The following is a 15,601-nucleotide window of genomic DNA, read 5'->3' on the forward strand; positions in this document are numbered from 1 at the left end:
TTTTCTCCTCGGAAAGTCGGTCCCTTCGGATGGGTAACCCAGCCCGAAACGCATTGTTCCGAAATTGTTGCCACGGTCGGAGGCGATGGTCGCGGAACACGGCGGCAGCTGTTTTTGCAGGCGCCGGTCCAGTTTTGCAGGAACAAGGGTAGACGAACGGCGTTACGGCAATGCCGACCCGCTGTGGAAAATCGCAGGCGCAGCATTCAGGCGATTCGATTCAGATCCACATAGGAGAGACGACCAATGAAAATGCACCTCACCTCCGCCGCCGCTGGCTTCCTGCTGCTTGCTGGTATCGGCGCGGCTGCCGCGCAGGATGTCGTGATCGCGCCGGAGCAGGAAACCGTGATCAAGGAATACGTGCATAAACAGCCGTTGGCCTCGGTCAAGGTTCCGGGCGTCGAGCTGAATATCGGCAGCACGCTTCCCGACACGGTCGAATTACATGAAGTGCCCAACGTCAAATACCGTTACGTCGTCGTCGATAACCGGACGGTGATCGTCGACCCTGGTACCCGCAAGATCGTCAAGGTCCTCGATTGATCGACAGCGCATCAAATCGGATGGCCCGCCGCCTGGTTACGGCGACGGGCCATTAACCGATTATTATTTTGTTACCATGTGCTAACGGAACCTTCCCTCAGCGCTTGAGTTACCGGCTCTGGTTCACGTTGTCTCATAGACAACACAAACCAGTGGCAACGTGAAAATACGGGCGGTGGCGAACAGTACGGGCGGGGCGAGGAGGAGTTTACCAACATGTCGAAACGAGAAATCGGAACATCTCGTTCGCTCGGGATGCGTGTTGCCCATCTCAAAGCCAGGATGCAAGACGCCCGGATCACCGAGCATGAAATGAAGGCTTTCCAGAAGGTCGCGGCGATCATGGGGGGCGGCGAGGGCTCCCTACGCATTGAGGCCGACGATCTGATCGCTGCGTCCTTTGTTGCCGAGGCGCTGGGCGAATCGGCGCCGAACTGACAGCGGCCACCAGTCGAGATCCCGGATCGTTTCAGCCCGACCGTCAGCCGGGAAGGCGGCGGTCGGCAGGCAAGATGGACGCCAGGAGGCGCCGAGCTTGCTCCCAGGATCGGCCGGCCAAATCCCAAAACTTGCAGGACAACGCCGATCACATGGTGTGCCGAACGCGTCGAGGCTGGGCCTAGCCAGGCACGTGCCGGTTTGGTGCCCGGCTTTCGCGTGCCCGGATTCGCCTGATCTTTGCTTCGCGCAGCACCGCGACGGGATCGGCGCCCGTCCATTCGATCCCGGCCTTCCGCGCGAAGACCAGGAACGCCTGTCGCGCCTTGTCGAGATCGATCTCTCCGCTCCGCGCCGCCTCACAGGCGCGGAATGCGTTGGCGTAGCTGCCGCCCCGCATGGCCTGGGGCCATTCCTTGAGAAAGTTCTGCATCGCGGTAAGAGAGGCGATCTCGCGCTTGAAGCCGGCACCCACCGCGATGGCCACGGGGGGGCGAAGTTCGATGTCGCTTCTGATGGAGCCTTCCTGCATGACTGCGGCATCCTTAGGATTTCAAAGACTTGGGCAGTTTCAATGCCTTCCAATGCGGAGCCGATGCGAAGGTTCCGCCAAATCAATTAGTCGCCGCTGACGGAACAACACCCTGCCGGCGGCGTTTGCCCCGGGAGCTCCCATGTTCGACCTGCTCGTGTTTCCGCCCCTGCGGAGGCAGGGCGGAGCTCACCAACGCAACAGGAGAGAAACGATGAAAACCACCCTCATTCCAGCTGTCGCCGGCTTGGCTCTGATGGCCGGCATCGGCATCGCGGCCGCGGACGAGGTGATCGTCACCCCCGAGCAGCAGACCGTGGTCAAGGAATATGTCCACAAGCATCCGATCGCCTCGGTCAATGTGCTCGGCCTTGAGCTTGGCGTCGGCTCGACCGTGCCTGACACCGTCGAGTTGCAGCAGGTTCCGGACGTCCAGTACCGCTATGCGGTCGTCAACGACCATACGGTGCTGATCGATCCCGGCACGCGCCGCGTTGTTCAGGTGATCGAGTAGATCCAGCCTGGAAGAGCCCGATCCTCCGAAGCACTGGGCAAGGATCGGGCTCTTTTCGCATCCGGGCATAAGGCCCAAGATAGGGCAGTGGTTTGGGAGGCAACGAAGCGCGGAAGGAGTCGTTGCCATGCATCATCCACACGTCGAATCACCTGACATCGCACGCCAAGTCGACAAGCTTTTGGCCGAGCATAGGACTGGCCTACTGTCGATGCACGAGGCGATTACCCTGCTGCGCCAGCGCACGGGGACCGACCGCTCTGACGCGGATTTAGCCGGATTGATTACAAAAAAGGCAGCGCATCTGGGCATCGCGGTCGTTACCGACGGACACTGAGCGAAATTGCCGTCCAGGTCGGTCGCTTGTTCGTGATACCGAAGACGACACGCGAAAATTCGGCTAATGTTCGCGCCGGGGAACCGTCCCAACATCAGGAGGCGACAGTGACGGACGACAGGCACGAACGCATTCGCCAGCGCGCGCACGAGATCTGGGAGCAGGCCGGCCGGCCCGAAGGCGCTCATAAGGAGCATTGGGACCAAGCGACGGCCGAAGTCGATGCGGCCGGCAAGCCGAAAGCCAAGAGCCCGAAAAAGGCCGCCGCCGCCAAGGCCGACAAGCCGAAAGCGGCCAAGGCGGAGAAGCCCGCCAAGGGCCCGGCAAAGGCAAAGTCCCCCGCCAGGAAGACCAAGGGCTGACCGCCAGCCAAGGCCTGCCCCCTTTTCACCGGATCATGTGACGGTGCGACGCTCCGTGTGAGAACTGTGCCCGGAGGCTATACCGACCATGCGCAAAGTCGTCTTGATCATGACCATGTCGGTCGACGGATATGTCGTAGGGCCGGTGGGAATGTCGACGGGCGGTTTTCCTGAACGGCAGAGCTCAAGCGGTGGAAACTCGATCGCATCAGTCGCGCTGGCACACACATCATGGGCCGCGTGAGTTACGAGGAAATGGGCCCGTACTGGCAAAAATCCGAGGATGCCTATGCCGCGCCGATGAACGTCATCCCCAAGGTCGTGTTTTCGAAAACGCTGAAAAAGGCAACTTGGCCAGAGTCCACTATTGCGAAAGGTGACCTGCACGAGGAATCGCTAATTGAAAAGCAACCCGGCGGCGAAATTATTGCGGGGCGGCGCAGAGTTCGCTCAGGCGCTGTCGAAGGCAGGTCTGATTGATGAGTATGTCATCCTGACTCGGCCGATCCGCCTATGGCGGTGGCAAACCGCTATTCAGCGGTTTGACGGACGCGCTCAAGCTAAACGTCCTCGTGACGGCCGCTTACGATAACGGCACCATGCTTCGCATCTACGCTCCCCGCTGAACCGTCACGACCTCTGAGCGAAGGCTTCGGCCATGGCGGCCGGCTGACCGGCACGCTCGGCGTCGCCGCCGCCAGCAGCCACGCCGGCGGCATGCGGGTTGCAATTAAGCTATAAGAGGAGGCTATCGCGTCCCTTGCTTTCCGGCGTATCGCGCGACCGCGCAGAGGAAGGCAAGCGCTGCCATGTCGCAAGCTGCGCGTGACGGCGACGGACCTTTGGCGAAAAGGACCGCGTCGGCAACCGGGACCGTCAGGCCATGCTTGCGGGCGAATGAAATGACTTCGTAGGGCTGATCGTCAGGCTGTATGCCGATGTCGATTTGTTGGTCCATCAAAACGAAATTCCTCCCTGGTATACGGCTTTACCCTCCTTCGCCTGCGCAGAATTAACGCCCGGCCGCTCGCCCGCGTCCACCAATTGGCGATTGTGTGAAACGATGCATTTTTCGAGGCCCAGAGCCGAGGGTTGCAGCGGCATGATTGTTCGCGTCGCTGGCGGCCTTGGAGTTCCTTCCCTTCTCTAACGGAAGAGGTCAAAACGCTCTCACCACGCATCGCTCGATCGGGCAAACCTGACCCCCGCGGCGATCATCGCGCTTTCGCATTCGCTGATCAGCCTGAGGTTGCGCAAATACCGCGCCGCCGTCTCCGGCAGCCAGGCCGCGCACGCCTCGACGTAGGCGCGGCCATGCACCAGCGTGCCGGTCGAAAGCCGCTCCTCCTTTTCGGCGATCACCTTCAGATATTGCCGGATGAAGCGGATGTCGTCGGCGATGTCCTGGCTGGCCATGCGCCAGGCGCCGGCAAGGCGTTCGCGCTCGGCGAGCGGCAAAGGCGACAACAACGGATGGGAGAGGTCGGCAAAAGCGGCATGGTTCGCGGTGTTCAAGCAAATCCCCTCAAAGGAAGGGAAGTATCGTACTTTACGTACGAAAAGCAATCAAGCGAGATTCGTACAATTTGAACGACAAAATAGGTTAGATAAAGCAGTTATAAGAAAACTACAAAAATCTTATAACCACCGGCATCTCCCATAGGGAGATGGGCGGTTGGCCCAACCGACACCGCAAAAAAGCGCTTTCCCAGCACCGCAAACAGTGCTTTAACCCGGCCATCCACAGGGGTGCTCCGTACGGTCGGGGCTGAGATGGTGGCGGCAAGCCTCCGGACCCTAAAGCTGATCTGGATAATACCAGCGGAGCGAGGCGGGCCATGTTTTCCGGCGCACAGATTTCCCTTTATCCCATGGCCGACGATTTCGTCGGCGTGATCCTTGGCGCGCTTGGCGCGCTCGATCCTTACCGCGACAGGCTGAGGATCGAAACCGACGATATCTCGACGCTCCTGGTCGGGCCGCCCGAGGTGCTGTTCCCAGCCATGCGCGACCTGTTCGTGGCGGCCGCCAAAAGCGGCAGGCACTGTGTTCTGTCGGCAGCCGTCTCGCGCGGCTGCCCCGGCGAGCCGGATGACCCGATCTGCCGCTCCGAGGAGATCGGCGGCCCGGCGATCCCGCTCGACGACCGCAAGCGCGCCGCGCTGCGCGCCGTCGGGGCCATGCTTTCGACCAACCAGCCGGTGGCGGCGCAATTCTCGCTCTATGTGATGGGCACCGGCGACCACATGGACGAGATCTATGGCTGCATCGATTTCCTGAAGCGGTCCGGCGTCTTCGAACGCTCCAAGCATTTTTGCACCAAGCTGCGCGGCGACGCCGGCGCGGTGTTCGCCACGCTGAACGAAGCCTTCTGCCGCTTCGGGCCGGGCGCCGGTCACGTGACGCTCGACATCACCATTTCGGCGAACAGCCCAACCGCGGCTTGAGCGCAAGCTCGATCTATCGAGGTAGATGTTGTGGCTGTTTGGCTTGATCCATTGCGTGGGGGAGATGCCCCCAGTCCCATCTCGCAGGAGAGAGGGGAACCTCTGGAGATTGGCGAAACCCGAGGTGACGGCCAATCTCCCCCCTTGCGGGGGAGATGCCCGGCAGGGCAGAGGGGGGTGCTGTCCCGCCGGCCTTTCAACTGGTTGCGCACGCGGCGTTCGCCAACCGCTCCCGCACAACTTTCGAAAGCTGGCGTTCCGTCGCGCCTCCCTCTGGCCTGCCGGCCATCTCCCCCTTTAGGGGGGAGATCAGCCTTCACCACGACCGTCGCCAAGATCTTGCCCGCTGCGCTGGCTTTCGCTCTCCTTCTCGTCGCTTGGGAGCTCTACGCCCGCCTTGGCGGCATCGCCCCTACCGTGCTCCCTGCACCCTCGCGCGTGCTGGCGCAGGCCTGGGAGAACCGGGCGGCGCTGGCCGACAACACGCTTCCCACCATCCGCGCCACGCTGGCGGGCTTTGCATGCTCGCTCGTTGCCGCCTTCATCCTCTCGGCGCTGGTTGACTTCTTTGCCCCCTTGCGCCGCGCGCTGTTCCCGCTCCTGATCGCCAGCCAGACCTTGCCGCTGGTGGCGATCGCGCCGCTGGTGGTGCTTTGGTTCGGCTTCGGGCTATTGCCGAAGATCCTGCTCGTGGCGCTGGTCACCTTCTTTCCGATGATGGTGGCATTGGTCGAGGGCTATGCCGCCACGGCCAAGGAAATCAGTCAGATGCTCGCCGCCATGGGAGCAGGGCGCCGGCGCATCTTCTGGCTGGCTCGGTTGCCGTCGGCGCTGCCCTATTTCTTCGCTGGACTGCGCATCTCCATCACCTATGCGGTGGTCGGCGCCATCTTCGCCGAATATGCGGGTGCCGCCAAAGGGCTCGGCATCTATATGCTCAACGCCAAGAACAATTTCCGCCCCGACCTGGTGCTCGCCGCCGTCGCGGTCAGTTCGGCGCTCACGCTCACGCTGTTCGGCCTCGCCGTGCTCGCCCAGCGTCTCGCCATGCCCTGGGAAAATGCAAGGAGCGAAATGGCGGAGCGCTATGGCGACAAGCCTTCCCGAGAGGGCCGGCCATGACCCGGCTCGAGCTCCGCAACGTGCGAAAAAACTTCGGCATGCTCGAGGTTCTGGCGGGCATTTCGCTGCATGTCGAAGAGGGCGAGTTCGTCTCGATCCTTGGCCCCTCCGGCGCGGGCAAGTCGACACTGTTCCAGTTGCTCACCGGCGCGATCCGGGGCGAGGGCGAGATGCGGTTCGACGGCGCGCCGCTCGATGGCGCCCGCTTCGCCTTCATGCCGCAGCGCGATGCGCTGATGCCGTGGCGGCGCGTCATCGACAATGCGACGCTGGGGCTCGAGGTGCAGGGCGTGAAGCGCCGCGCGGCGCGCGAGCGCGTGGCCCCGTTGTTCGCCGAGTTCGGCCTTGCCGGCTTCGAGCGCGCCTGGCCGACCGAGCTGTCCGGCGGCATGCGCCAGCGCGCGGCATTGCTGCGCACCGTCGTGCAGCAGCGCGACATGCTGCTCCTCGACGAGCCGTTCGGCGCGCTCGACGCGCTCACCCGCGCGGCCATGCAGCGCTGGCTGGAGACGATGTGGCGAAACCATCGCTGGACGGCGCTGCTCATCACCCATGACGTGCGCGAGGCGGTGCTTCTGTCCGACCGTATCTATGTGCTGTCGGCGCGGCCCGCGCGCGTGGTGCGCGAGGTGGCTGTGCCGCTGCCGCGCCCGCGCACCGAGAGCACGGCGCTTGCCCGCAAGACGGCCGCGATCGAGGCCGGCATCCTCGACATTTTGCTCGGCGCCGCCGAACCGATTTCCCGACCATCCGATGGAGAAAACCGATGACCGACTTCACCCGCCGTCAAGCGATGCTTCTGGCCGCCAGTCTGCCATTTGCCGGGACTGCTGCACGTGCCCGGGGCGCCGCGCAAAAAATCACCGTCGCGCTCGACTGGACCGTCAACACCAATCACATCGGCCTGTTCGTCGCCCGCGACAAGGGCTTTTACCGCGATGCTGGCATCGAGGTCGAAATCCTGCCCTACGGCGACACCGGCTCGGGCACGCTGGTGGCCAGCCAGGTCGCCGATTTCGGCATTTCCGGCTCGCTCGGCCTGTTCACGCAAAAGAGCGCAGGCGCGGATTTGAAGGCCGTCTATGCCGTCGTCCAGTCGGAGACCGGCCGCGTCGTCTTCAACGCCGACCGCGCCGCCATCAAGACTCCGAAAAATCTCGACGGCCTGACCTATGGCGGCTTCGGCAGCGCCTGGGAGAACGCGCTGATCTCGACCATCATCCGCCATGACGGCGGCAAAGGTGAGTTTTCCACTGTGACGCTGGGTACCTCGGCTTATGAGGCATTGGCCAACGGCGCGGTCGATTTCACGCTGGAAGTCTCGACCTGGGAAGGCGTCGAGGCCGGACTGAAAGGGCTCAAGCAGCGCAGCTTCCGCTATGCCGATTATGGCGTGCCGGACGAGCACACCACGTTGATTGTCTCCAGCAACGCCTTCCTCGCCGCCAACCGACAGGCGGCCGTGGCCTTCGTCCAGGCGACGCGGCGCGGCTACGCATTCGCCGTCGATCATGCGCAGCAGGCGGGCGAGCTGCTGATCGCCGCGAACAAGGATACGCTGACCAACCCAGCGCTGGTGCAAGCCTCGCTGAAGGCGCTGAACGACGGGCACTTCCTGAAAAGCGCGGACGGCGCCATCGGCACGATGGACAAGGCCAAGATGGAGGCGATGGGCGGGTATTTGTTCGCCTCGGGGATCCTACTGGATGGCAATGGCAAGGCGCTGAAGCAGAAGCCGGATCTCGGGGCATTTTTCAGCAACGAGTTTCTGGGTGCCTGAGAGGACGCAGGAACGCAGTGTCGCGCCGGAACCTGCCGGAAATCCGGTCCGGTGCCTAATTCTCGACGATGGCAAGAAGCAGCGCGGTCTTAATGTGCCACCCGGGTTCGCCATGCATTACCAGGGCGGCCTCATAGAATTTCGCCATGGCCGGGCACAGACCCGGGAAGTTCTGGTTGATGTTCGAGATACCCTCCATCTCGGCCGGCGTGCCGCCGATCTTGGTGAAAACGTCGGCGACCAGCGACCAGTCCTGATCGCTAGGCACTGCCGCCGGTAGGCCGCTTCTTTTGGCGGCGCCGAAGGCGCGGAACAGGGTGGCGCCGATCCTGTCCAGGTCAGCCCGGAAATCGTGGCCGGGCGCACTGATCGCGTCCGGCCCGTTGCGCAGGTAATTGTTGCAGGTGGTCGGCGTTTCGCGCGCCATGAGATGATTGAGCATGTCGAGTTGCGCCGAAAGCGCTTCCGAGACGTTGCTGTCCGGCGCCGAAGGTAGGAGCGGTGCGTATCTGTGCCTCAGATCGGCGACCGCCTGCCTGCTGGCATTGCGCACTTCTGTTTGGTTTCCGGTCTGGGCCGCGGCAGTGATCTTGCGCAACATCGCATCGTAGTCGTCCGGAAATTCGCGGGCGATAGCCTCGAAGATCTGGAGATCCTGCTTCCGGATTTCGGCATCGATGTCGGCGGTGGTTACCGGCTGGGGCGGCATCTCCACTGATTGATGGTGATGATGTCTGCCGCCGCCGAACATCGTTGGCATCACTTCAGCCCCAACGATGCTGACGGGGACGACCGCCGCCACTTGCAACCATTTCCAAGGTGACATCCGCCTGCGCTCCGACACCCTGCTCACTCTGCCCCGAGACTTAGCGCCTTCTTGCGGTCGGCTTCCGCACGCTTGCGATTGCCCTTGGCTTCCCACACCGCGCTTCGCGATTTGTACGCGGCAGCGAAATTTGGCCTTAACTTGATCGCTTGGTTGAGGTCGGCGATCGCGCCGTCATAGTCCGCTTTGCGGGCGCGGATCGTGCCGCGGCCCGAGTAACCGAAAACATTGTTGCCATCGAGTCTAAGCACCGTCTCGAAATCGCTGAGTGCTCCTGTGTCTTCATGGAGCTTCATGCGGAACGCGCCCCGACCGGCATAGATCCTTGCGTTCGTTGGATCGAGGCGGACGGCGTTTTCGTAGTCCGCCGATGCTCCGTCATAGTCCCCCCGGTAGCTGAGGACGCGGCCGCGATCGCTGTAGGTGTCGCCGATGTCTGGGTCGATGGCTATAGCCTGGCTGTAATCGGCGATGGCGTGGGCATAATCGCCCTTCGTCTCCCAAAGGATGGCGCGCGCTACATAGGCGTCCCGGAAGGCGGGAAACAGCACAATCGCTTTGCCGTACTGCGCGATGGCGCCGTCATAGTCGTTTTTGTTGTCCAGCACCTGAGCCTCGTTGAAAGCCGCCCTGGCTGCGGATGGGATGCTGCCTGCCGAGGTCGCCGCTCCGCTCTCGATCTTGCCTGACGTCTTTGCCTTCGCGGCCAGTGCCAGCTTGCGGCCCTTGCGGGCGTCGGCATTGCCTGGCTGCAGGCCGAGTGCTTTGTCGAAATCGGCGATGGCGCGACCGTAGTCCTTCTTGTCCGCCAAAAGCTTGCCGCGCGCCACATACATGGAGGCGTCCTGCGGCTTGAGATCGATCGCCCGGCCATAGTCGGCAATGGCTTTCTCGGGATCGCCCTTGGTCTCAAAGGTGAGGGCTCTACAAAAATACGCATCGCGCGACTTCGCGTCGATGCCCATCGCCCGTTCGCAATCGGCGATGGCCAGATCGAAATTGCCCTTCTTCATCCATGTCAGGCCGCGGCGGACATAGGCATTGGCCAAGCTCGGATCGAACTGCACGGCCTTGTTGTAGTCGGCCATAGCCCGATCGTATTTCTGCAGGCGGAACCACAAATTGCCGCGGCCGAAATAGCCGACCACGTTTTCGGGAGCGAGCTTGACGGCTAAATTGTAGTCGGCGGAGGCGCGGTTGTTGTCACCTTTCGCGAACCAGTCGCTTCCCGCAGTGAAGGCGGCCAGCGCAATTTCTGTATCCGACATATTTCGATTGGCTTGCAGGATCGCCTGCTGCTCGGCTTTCGCGGCGACTGCTTCCGCGCGCCGGCCGCCGATATCGTCGCGGTCGGGGTCAAGCTTGATCACTTGTTCATAGTCCGCGACGGCGCGATCATAGTCGCCGATATCTTTGAAGGCGTCGCCGCGTAATGAATAGAAGAACGCATCGCCCGGCTTCAGCGTTATGGCCTTCGTGTAGCCGTCAATAGCGCGCTCCGTTTCACCTTTGGCCGCCACCGTGGCGGCCAACGTGGCGACGATGTCGGCATTGTTGGGATCGAGCTGGGCGGCCCTTTCGTAATCCTGCCTGCACCCGTCGTTGTCGCCGGACTGCGCCTTAGCCATCCCCCGGTGATAATAAGCAAGGGCATCGTCCGGGGCGAACTCGATGGCCCTGCCGTATTCGACAAGCGCCCGAGCGAATTTGTGCTGCTTGGTTAGCTGGTCGGCATGTTCAATAACCACCGCGACATCGGAGCCATACGCTTTGGAGGCGTCGCCGGCAGGCTCGGGCGCCTCTCCGCCGGCCTCCAAAGCCGCCCTGCGGCTGGCGGCATAATCCGAATTGCCGGGGTCGAGCCGGAGCGCTTGGTCGAAGTCGGCGATGGCGCCGTCATAGTCTTGCCGTCCGGCGCGCGCCATGCCGCGCCCATAGTAACTGGCGTCATCCTTGGCATCGATCCCGATGGCGACCGAATAGGCGGCGATGGCGCGCCCGGCGTCGCCCTTTGCCTGCCAGGCCAAGCCTTTGCAGTAGTGAGCTTCGCGCGCCTTCGGGTCCAGTTTGGCGGCTCTGTTGCAGTCGGCGAGCCCGCCGTCCACGTCACCCAACATTATCTTCACAAGACCCCGGCGAAGATAGGCCGTGGTAAAAGAAGGGGCGAGTTTAATGGCCGTGTCGTAATCGGCAATCGCTTGGGCGTAGGCGCGTTTGTTCACAGCCGCGTTGCCCAGGCCGAAATAGGCGAACCGGTTGTCGGGATCGAGCGCGATAGCCCCATTATAGGCGCCGATCGCTTCATCATATTGGCCCATGTCCAGCCAGGCGTCGCCGCCCAGGATCAGTTCCACTTCATGCGGGTCTCTCGCCTCGATAGACTTCTCGGCAAGGTCGTCCGTGGCGGCGAAATTCAGCACGACCGGTGGCATGCCAAAAGCCGCGGTCGCAGACTTCGGACTGACGATCGCCGGTCTTGGCTGCTCCAGGTCTGCCGCCGGCGCAGCTTTGCCCTCATCACCGGCAGCCTGCTGGTCGCAGCTTCCCGACCGTGCGCGATCCAGTTCGACGGCGCGCCGGCAATCCGCCGCCGCACCGGCCTGGTCGCCCTTGAGCGTCCTGGCGCGGCTGCGGCCGAGATAAGCGTCGGCATTTTTGGGATCGAAGCTGATCGCCTTGTCGAAATCGAGCAGTGCGCCGTCGACGCCATATTTTGCCAGACGCGCTCCTGCGCGTTCGACCAATATCCTGGCGGCGGCCTGATCCTGGGCAGCCTGGTCCTGTGTGGTGGCGACCGGAACGGTTTGGGCCATGAGCGCGGCGCACGCGTCGGCACGTTTCGGGTCCAGTTCGACGGCGCGCCGGCAGTCGCTCGCCGCAAGGGCATCGTCTCCTTGCGAGGCCGCGGCGACCGCCCGGTCGTAATAGGCCTCGGCGTTGTCGGGATCGAGTGATATGGCATAGCCGAAGGAAGCGATCGCGCCCGGCACGTCGCCGGAGACCTGCTGCTTCAATGCATCCTGGATTTGCGCGGCAGCATCTTTGGAACGGATCTGCCTGCCAGTGGCCTCCAACTGCTTGGTCAAAGCGGAAAGATCCGGTTTGGACGCCGTTTCCACCGCAGGCATCTCGGCGTCGGCGGGTCCCGCATCACAATCACCGGCCTTCTCCGGCTTGAGCGCGATGGCCTTCCTGCAATCGGCCGCCGCGCCGGCAGCGTCGCCGCGCCGGGCTCGTATCAGCGAACGGGCGAACCAGGCTCCGGCATCGTTCGGATCAAGTGCGATCACCTGGCCGAAATCGGCAATGGCGCGTTCGTCGTTGCCTTTGCCCGCCCAGGCGACGGCTCGGTAGTAATAGCCGTCGACGTTTCCAGCATCGAGCTCGATCGCCTTGTTGGCGTCGGCGATCGCGCGAACCCACTCCTTCTTGTTGGCCCAAGCAGCGCCGCGTTTGGCATAGGCGTCGGCGCTCCTGGGGTCGATGCCCAGCGCAGTGTCGTAATCGGCAATAGCACGGTCGAATCCGCCCTTGGCAGCGTGGGCGATGCCGCGGTTGACCAAGGCGGTCACGTCCGTCGGATCGATCCGGATCGCCTCGTCATATGCGGCGATCGCCTTTTCCTGCTCGCCCGTCGCGGCCAAGGCGGAGCCGAGTTCGGCATGCGCCCTGCCGTTTCCCGGATCAGCCTCGATCGCCTGCTGGAAGTCGAGGATGGCCGCGTCAACCTTACCCTTGTGCAGGAAGGCCGAGCCCCGGCTGGAATAGGCTTGGCTGTCGGACGGCTCCAGGCTGATCGCCATGTTGAAGTCCGCGATCGCCCGGTCGTCGTCCCCCTTGTTGGACCAGTCGGTGCCGCGATTGAAATAGGCCGAAGTCTGCTTGGGATCGAGCGCGATCACCTCGCCATAATCGGCGATCGCGCCATCCCAGTCTTGCTCGTCGTCCAAGGCCATGGCCCTGAAGAAATAAGCCTTGGCGCGCAAAGGGGATGCCCCCGTGACGTCCTCGGCAATCACGCTGCAGGCTGCTATGCGGCGGTCGGCTGCGACTTTGGCATCGCCGGCGCTTTTTTCGTCGCCAAAACAAAGGGCAGGGTCCTTGACAACAGCGAGCGCTGGCTCGGTCAGCCCGACAAGCACCAGCATCCCCGCCAGGACTATCAGCGGCCCGCGCAAAACCTCACCAACAAGCACGCGCAAAAACGCGGCGATGCGGCATGACATTGTTGATCCTCCCCCCGGAGTTACCACGGCTGCTGCGACGGACGCTTATATAGTTCTCTTTTTGTTCCTCAATGCAAGCAAAAATTGCAAGGGCTGAATTTATGCGCTTGGCCTGGTTGGACAGAAGGACAGAAGGACAAAAGGGGCGGAGGATCGTGACCTTTGCCGGACGACACCGGCCTATCCCCTCACATATCGATCATCGACCGCTTCACCCGTCCGATGATCGTGATCGCCCCCTCCAGCTCCGGCGGCGGAATGTCGAGGTAGGATGCCGGCTGGAAGGGCGGGTTGTCGTTCGGGCGCCAGCGCTTGTAGGTGGCGCGTCCCGTCTCGTCTGAAATCACGTAGCAGCCATTGGTCACCAGCCGCTTGTCGCGCAGGTTGACGAAGATGATCGAATCCGGCGGCGAGATCTTGTTCATCGACGGCCCGTCGACACGCAGCGCGATCCACTCGCCTTCCTCGAGGTCGGCGGTGGGGATGGTCGGATAGTCGGAGAGGTTGACGACGCTGTCCTGGCTGCCGAGCTCGCCGGCGCTGATCCACGACACGATCGGCACATCGATGGTGACGGGCGAGGGGGCGAAATTGACCGGCGCCGCCTCTGCGCCATCCCCGTTGAACAAGAGCCAGCCGGGATCGACGCCGAACAGCCGGCCGTACTTCTCCGCCGCCTTGCGCGACAGCGGCCGGTTGCCGTTCTCGTGGCTGATCAGCGTGTTCTTGTTGATGTCGCGCAAGGCCCGCGCCGCATCGCTGGGCGAGGCATAGCCGGCCTGGGCCCGCGCCTGCTGCAATCTGTGCCGAGAATCCATCATCGTACAAAATGCCTGAAAATTATCGTCCAAAGTGTACGATTTCGCTTGCGCGTATTTCGTACATAACGTACGCTTAGCGCATGAATGAACATCCCGCAAGCATTTCCGCACAGCCGATGATTCCGGTGCCGCCGACGAGCATCTCAGGGCTTATCGATTCCTGGCGGAGCATCGACGCGTTCGCCGCCACGCAAAAGGAGGCGGCATGAACGCGTTGCCTTTCCAATTCGAACCGTCTTTCCCGTTCGAATCGCCTGTCGAATTCCAATCGTCCGGACCGTCCTCCTCCCCGGTCCGGGCGCATTCCGGGGCGCTTGCCCCGGATCCGGCTGAACCGCCCGCACCCCGGTTCACCGGAACGGCCGGAGCCGTTCCTCCCCCGGCTCCGGCCCCCAATTCGGGCATAAGCTGCATCCGCACAGAGGACGGCACCGTCATCCTGTTCGACCGGAAGACGGGCCGCGCGGTGTCGGGCCTGACGCGGGCTGCGGCCGAGGCCGCTCTTCTCCGCCTGACCGGCGCGGCGCCAGAGCAATTCCAGGAAAGTGCGAAGCGGTTTTCCGTCCGGAATTGCGCCAAGACAACGCTGCCGGCGCCGCCTGACCTTCAACGCCTTCGCTGACCTGACCACCAAACGGCCTCGCGGCCGAACCCTGGCGCCTGGCCTGAAGCCTGGCGCTTCGCCCCAAGCGCTTCGCAATCAACGGAATGAGCAGATGGCAGCCGCCTACACCGAGAAGGAAATCGACGAGATCGCCGCTTTGCTGAAGGAGGGGCTGTCGGCCTCGCGCATCGCCGGCCGCTTCAGCGCGCTGCGCGGCAGCCCGGTCTCGCGCAACGCCATCATCGGCATCGTCCACCGCAACGCCGGTTTGAGCGCCATCGGCTTCGCCAATCCCAAAGGCGGCCGCGCCGGCGGCAGGCCGAGGAAGCACGCCCGGCCGGATCGTCCGGGCAGGCGGGGCAGGGCGGCGGCCGGAGGCGTGACGCTCTCCGAGCCGGCTGCGCTTGCGCGGCAAGTGGAAGACACCGACGCTGCCACAGCCAATCTCCCCCCTTGCGGGGGAGATGTCCGGTCCACCCTCCGCAGCTGCTGCGGAGGACGGGCAGAACAGAGGGGGTGCTGTCCCGCAGACCTGTCCGTCGATGGAACCGTCACGCAAGCGAATGTCGTCGCTGCCCGCATTCCGCCCAAGCCCAAAAAGCCGAAGCTGCGCAAACCCGCGCGCACCCTGCCGCCTGCCTGGCTCGCTCCTGGCACCCGCGAAAAATCCGAAGCGCATCTATACAAGCTCCCGGCGCCGCCGCCTTCGATGAACCCTGGCCGCCAGCCGCATGTAGCGGCCATGCGCTTTCTCGACTGCCTGTTCGGCCGCTGCCGCGCGCCGCTCGATCTTGCGCTGCGCGAGGATGCCGAAGCCGATCTCGTCGGCACGCGCCCGGGACCGGACATGCTCTGCTGCGGCCTGCCGACATCGGCCACGCGCTCCTACTGCGCTCATCACCATGCAAGGTTTCACGGCCATCGCGGGGGAGGGGTGTGAGAGGCGTCCCGGCAAGATCAAGGTTCCTCGCCCCACGAAGTGGGGAGAGATGGCTCGGCGAAGCGGACGGAGAGGGGAGCGCCGTACGAAGGCCCCCTCTCCGTGC

At 63.3% G+C, this 15,601-nt stretch carries 17 protein-coding genes and 1 riboswitch; of the genes, 12 read left to right on the plus strand and 5 right to left on the minus strand.

The window, feature by feature from the left end:
- Positions 1-246: 246 nt before the first annotated feature.
- Positions 247-546, plus strand: a complete 300-nt coding sequence (locus LB526_RS26980; RefSeq protein ID WP_224529617.1) for a DUF1236 domain-containing protein — start codon at positions 247-249, stop codon at positions 544-546.
- A 216-nt stretch (positions 547-762) separates the two neighbouring features.
- Positions 763-984, plus strand: coding sequence for a hypothetical protein (locus LB526_RS26985; protein WP_140541743.1), 222 nt, complete (start codon positions 763-765; stop codon positions 982-984).
- 181 nt (positions 985-1,165) lie between these two features.
- On the opposite strand, the gene LB526_RS26990 is transcribed toward LB526_RS26985, so the two are convergent.
- Positions 1,166-1,516 (minus strand): DUF982 domain-containing protein, encoded by a 351-nt coding sequence (locus tag LB526_RS26990; RefSeq protein WP_095768289.1) that lies wholly within the window; start codon positions 1,514-1,516, stop codon positions 1,166-1,168.
- Between the two features lie 214 nt (positions 1,517-1,730).
- Between LB526_RS26990 and LB526_RS26995 the strand changes: the two genes are divergently transcribed.
- The 4 genes from LB526_RS26995 to LB526_RS27010 all read left to right on the plus strand — a co-directional run bounded on the left by LB526_RS26995 (position 1,731) and on the right by LB526_RS27010 (position 3,209).
- Positions 1,731-2,030, plus strand: a complete 300-nt coding sequence (locus tag LB526_RS26995; RefSeq protein ID WP_140541659.1) for a DUF1236 domain-containing protein — start codon at positions 1,731-1,733, stop codon at positions 2,028-2,030.
- Between the two features lie 127 nt (positions 2,031-2,157).
- A complete protein-coding gene (locus LB526_RS27000) occupies positions 2,158-2,367 on the plus strand; it encodes a hypothetical protein (protein WP_095768291.1) in 210 nt (69 codons plus the stop codon).
- A gap of 107 nt (positions 2,368-2,474) precedes the next feature.
- The gene (locus LB526_RS27005; protein ID WP_140845423.1) at positions 2,475-2,729 is read left to right on the plus strand and encodes a DUF2934 domain-containing protein; all 255 of its coding nucleotides are present in this window, start codon (positions 2,475-2,477) and stop codon (positions 2,727-2,729) included.
- A 231-nt stretch (positions 2,730-2,960) separates the two neighbouring features.
- Positions 2,961-3,209 carry a hypothetical protein gene (locus tag LB526_RS27010; RefSeq protein WP_224548525.1) on the plus strand — a complete coding sequence of 83 codons (249 nt, stop codon included), beginning with the start codon at positions 2,961-2,963 and terminating at the stop codon, positions 3,207-3,209.
- Between the two features lie 690 nt (positions 3,210-3,899).
- On the opposite strand, the gene LB526_RS27015 is transcribed toward LB526_RS27010, so the two are convergent.
- Entirely contained in the window at positions 3,900-4,244 is a 345-nt protein-coding gene (locus LB526_RS27015; RefSeq protein WP_224548528.1) for a hypothetical protein, read from the minus strand.
- Positions 4,245-4,464: 220 nt separating this feature from the next.
- Positions 4,465-4,577, plus strand: a riboswitch (TPP riboswitch).
- On the opposite strand from LB526_RS27015, the gene LB526_RS27020 reads away from it, so the two are divergent.
- The 4 genes from LB526_RS27020 (at position 4,568) to LB526_RS27035 (ending at position 8,078) form a co-directional block, all read left to right on the plus strand.
- Positions 4,568-5,176: a Ykof family thiamine-binding protein gene (locus LB526_RS27020; protein WP_224548531.1), complete on the plus strand. Its 609-nt coding sequence runs from the start codon at positions 4,568-4,570 to the stop codon at positions 5,174-5,176. It overlaps the preceding riboswitch by 10 nt.
- A gap of 336 nt (positions 5,177-5,512) precedes the next feature.
- Positions 5,513-6,298: an ABC transporter permease gene (locus LB526_RS27025; protein WP_411968214.1), complete on the plus strand. Its 786-nt coding sequence runs from the start codon at positions 5,513-5,515 to the stop codon at positions 6,296-6,298.
- On the plus strand, positions 6,295-7,068 hold the full coding sequence (locus tag LB526_RS27030; protein ID WP_224548535.1) for an ABC transporter ATP-binding protein: 774 nt from the start codon (positions 6,295-6,297) through the stop codon (positions 7,066-7,068). Before LB526_RS27025 ends, LB526_RS27030 begins: the two co-directional genes overlap by 4 nt.
- A complete protein-coding gene (locus LB526_RS27035) occupies positions 7,065-8,078 on the plus strand; it encodes an ABC transporter substrate-binding protein (protein ID WP_224548544.1) in 1,014 nt (337 codons plus the stop codon). The genes LB526_RS27030 and LB526_RS27035 overlap by 4 nt, the downstream gene beginning before the upstream one ends.
- Before the next feature lie 55 nt (positions 8,079-8,133).
- On the opposite strand, the gene LB526_RS27040 is transcribed toward LB526_RS27035, so the two are convergent.
- From LB526_RS27040 to LB526_RS27050, 3 genes are all read right to left on the minus strand, one after another.
- Positions 8,134-8,880, minus strand: coding sequence for a hypothetical protein (locus LB526_RS27040; protein ID WP_224630375.1), 747 nt, complete (start codon positions 8,878-8,880; stop codon positions 8,134-8,136).
- Between the two features lie 47 nt (positions 8,881-8,927).
- On the minus strand, positions 8,928-13,130 hold the full coding sequence (locus LB526_RS27045; RefSeq protein WP_224630376.1) for a tetratricopeptide repeat protein: 4,203 nt from the start codon (positions 13,128-13,130) through the stop codon (positions 8,928-8,930).
- A 188-nt stretch (positions 13,131-13,318) separates the two neighbouring features.
- On the minus strand, positions 13,319-13,951 hold the full coding sequence (locus LB526_RS27050) for a helix-turn-helix transcriptional regulator (protein WP_095768299.1): 633 nt from the start codon (positions 13,949-13,951) through the stop codon (positions 13,319-13,321).
- Between the two features lie 205 nt (positions 13,952-14,156).
- Between LB526_RS27050 and LB526_RS27055 the strand changes: the two genes are divergently transcribed.
- Together LB526_RS27055 and LB526_RS27060 are read left to right on the plus strand one after the other, a co-directional pair.
- Positions 14,157-14,573, plus strand: a complete 417-nt coding sequence (locus LB526_RS27055; RefSeq protein WP_224630377.1) for a hypothetical protein — start codon at positions 14,157-14,159, stop codon at positions 14,571-14,573.
- Between the two features lie 94 nt (positions 14,574-14,667).
- On the plus strand, positions 14,668-15,495 hold the full coding sequence (locus tag LB526_RS27060) for a GcrA cell cycle regulator (RefSeq protein WP_224630378.1): 828 nt from the start codon (positions 14,668-14,670) through the stop codon (positions 15,493-15,495).
- The last annotated feature ends 106 nt before the right edge of the window (positions 15,496-15,601 follow it).

This window comes from Mesorhizobium sp. CA6, from assembly GCF_020165035.1.
Classification (GTDB): domain Bacteria; phylum Pseudomonadota; class Alphaproteobacteria; order Rhizobiales; family Rhizobiaceae; genus Mesorhizobium.

Excerpts from the sequence above, each read along its gene's own strand:
- LB526_RS26980 (WP_224529617.1), top strand. The coding sequence starts at position 247 with ATGAAAATGCACCTCACCTCCGCCGCCGCTGGCTTCCTGCTGCTTGCT.
- LB526_RS26985 (WP_140541743.1), top strand. The coding sequence starts at position 763 with ATGTCGAAACGAGAAATCGGAACATCTCGTTCGCTCGGGATGCGTGTT.
- LB526_RS26990 (WP_095768289.1), bottom strand. The coding sequence starts at position 1,516 with ATGCAGGAAGGCTCCATCAGAAGCGACATCGAACTTCGCCCCCCCGTG.
- LB526_RS26995 (WP_140541659.1), top strand. The coding sequence starts at position 1,731 with ATGAAAACCACCCTCATTCCAGCTGTCGCCGGCTTGGCTCTGATGGCC.
- LB526_RS27000 (WP_095768291.1), top strand. The coding sequence starts at position 2,158 with ATGCATCATCCACACGTCGAATCACCTGACATCGCACGCCAAGTCGAC.
- LB526_RS27010 (WP_224548525.1), top strand. The coding sequence starts at position 2,961 with ATGGGCCGCGTGAGTTACGAGGAAATGGGCCCGTACTGGCAAAAATCC.
- LB526_RS27020 (WP_224548531.1), top strand. The coding sequence starts at position 4,568 with ATGTTTTCCGGCGCACAGATTTCCCTTTATCCCATGGCCGACGATTTC.
- LB526_RS27030 (WP_224548535.1), top strand. The coding sequence starts at position 6,295 with ATGACCCGGCTCGAGCTCCGCAACGTGCGAAAAAACTTCGGCATGCTC.
- LB526_RS27035 (WP_224548544.1), top strand. The coding sequence starts at position 7,065 with ATGACCGACTTCACCCGCCGTCAAGCGATGCTTCTGGCCGCCAGTCTG.
- LB526_RS27045 (WP_224630376.1), bottom strand. The coding sequence starts at position 13,130 with ATGTCATGCCGCATCGCCGCGTTTTTGCGCGTGCTTGTTGGTGAGGTT.
- LB526_RS27050 (WP_095768299.1), bottom strand. The coding sequence starts at position 13,951 with ATGATGGATTCTCGGCACAGATTGCAGCAGGCGCGGGCCCAGGCCGGC.
- LB526_RS27055 (WP_224630377.1), top strand. The coding sequence starts at position 14,157 with ATGAACGCGTTGCCTTTCCAATTCGAACCGTCTTTCCCGTTCGAATCG.
- LB526_RS27060 (WP_224630378.1), top strand. The coding sequence starts at position 14,668 with ATGGCAGCCGCCTACACCGAGAAGGAAATCGACGAGATCGCCGCTTTG.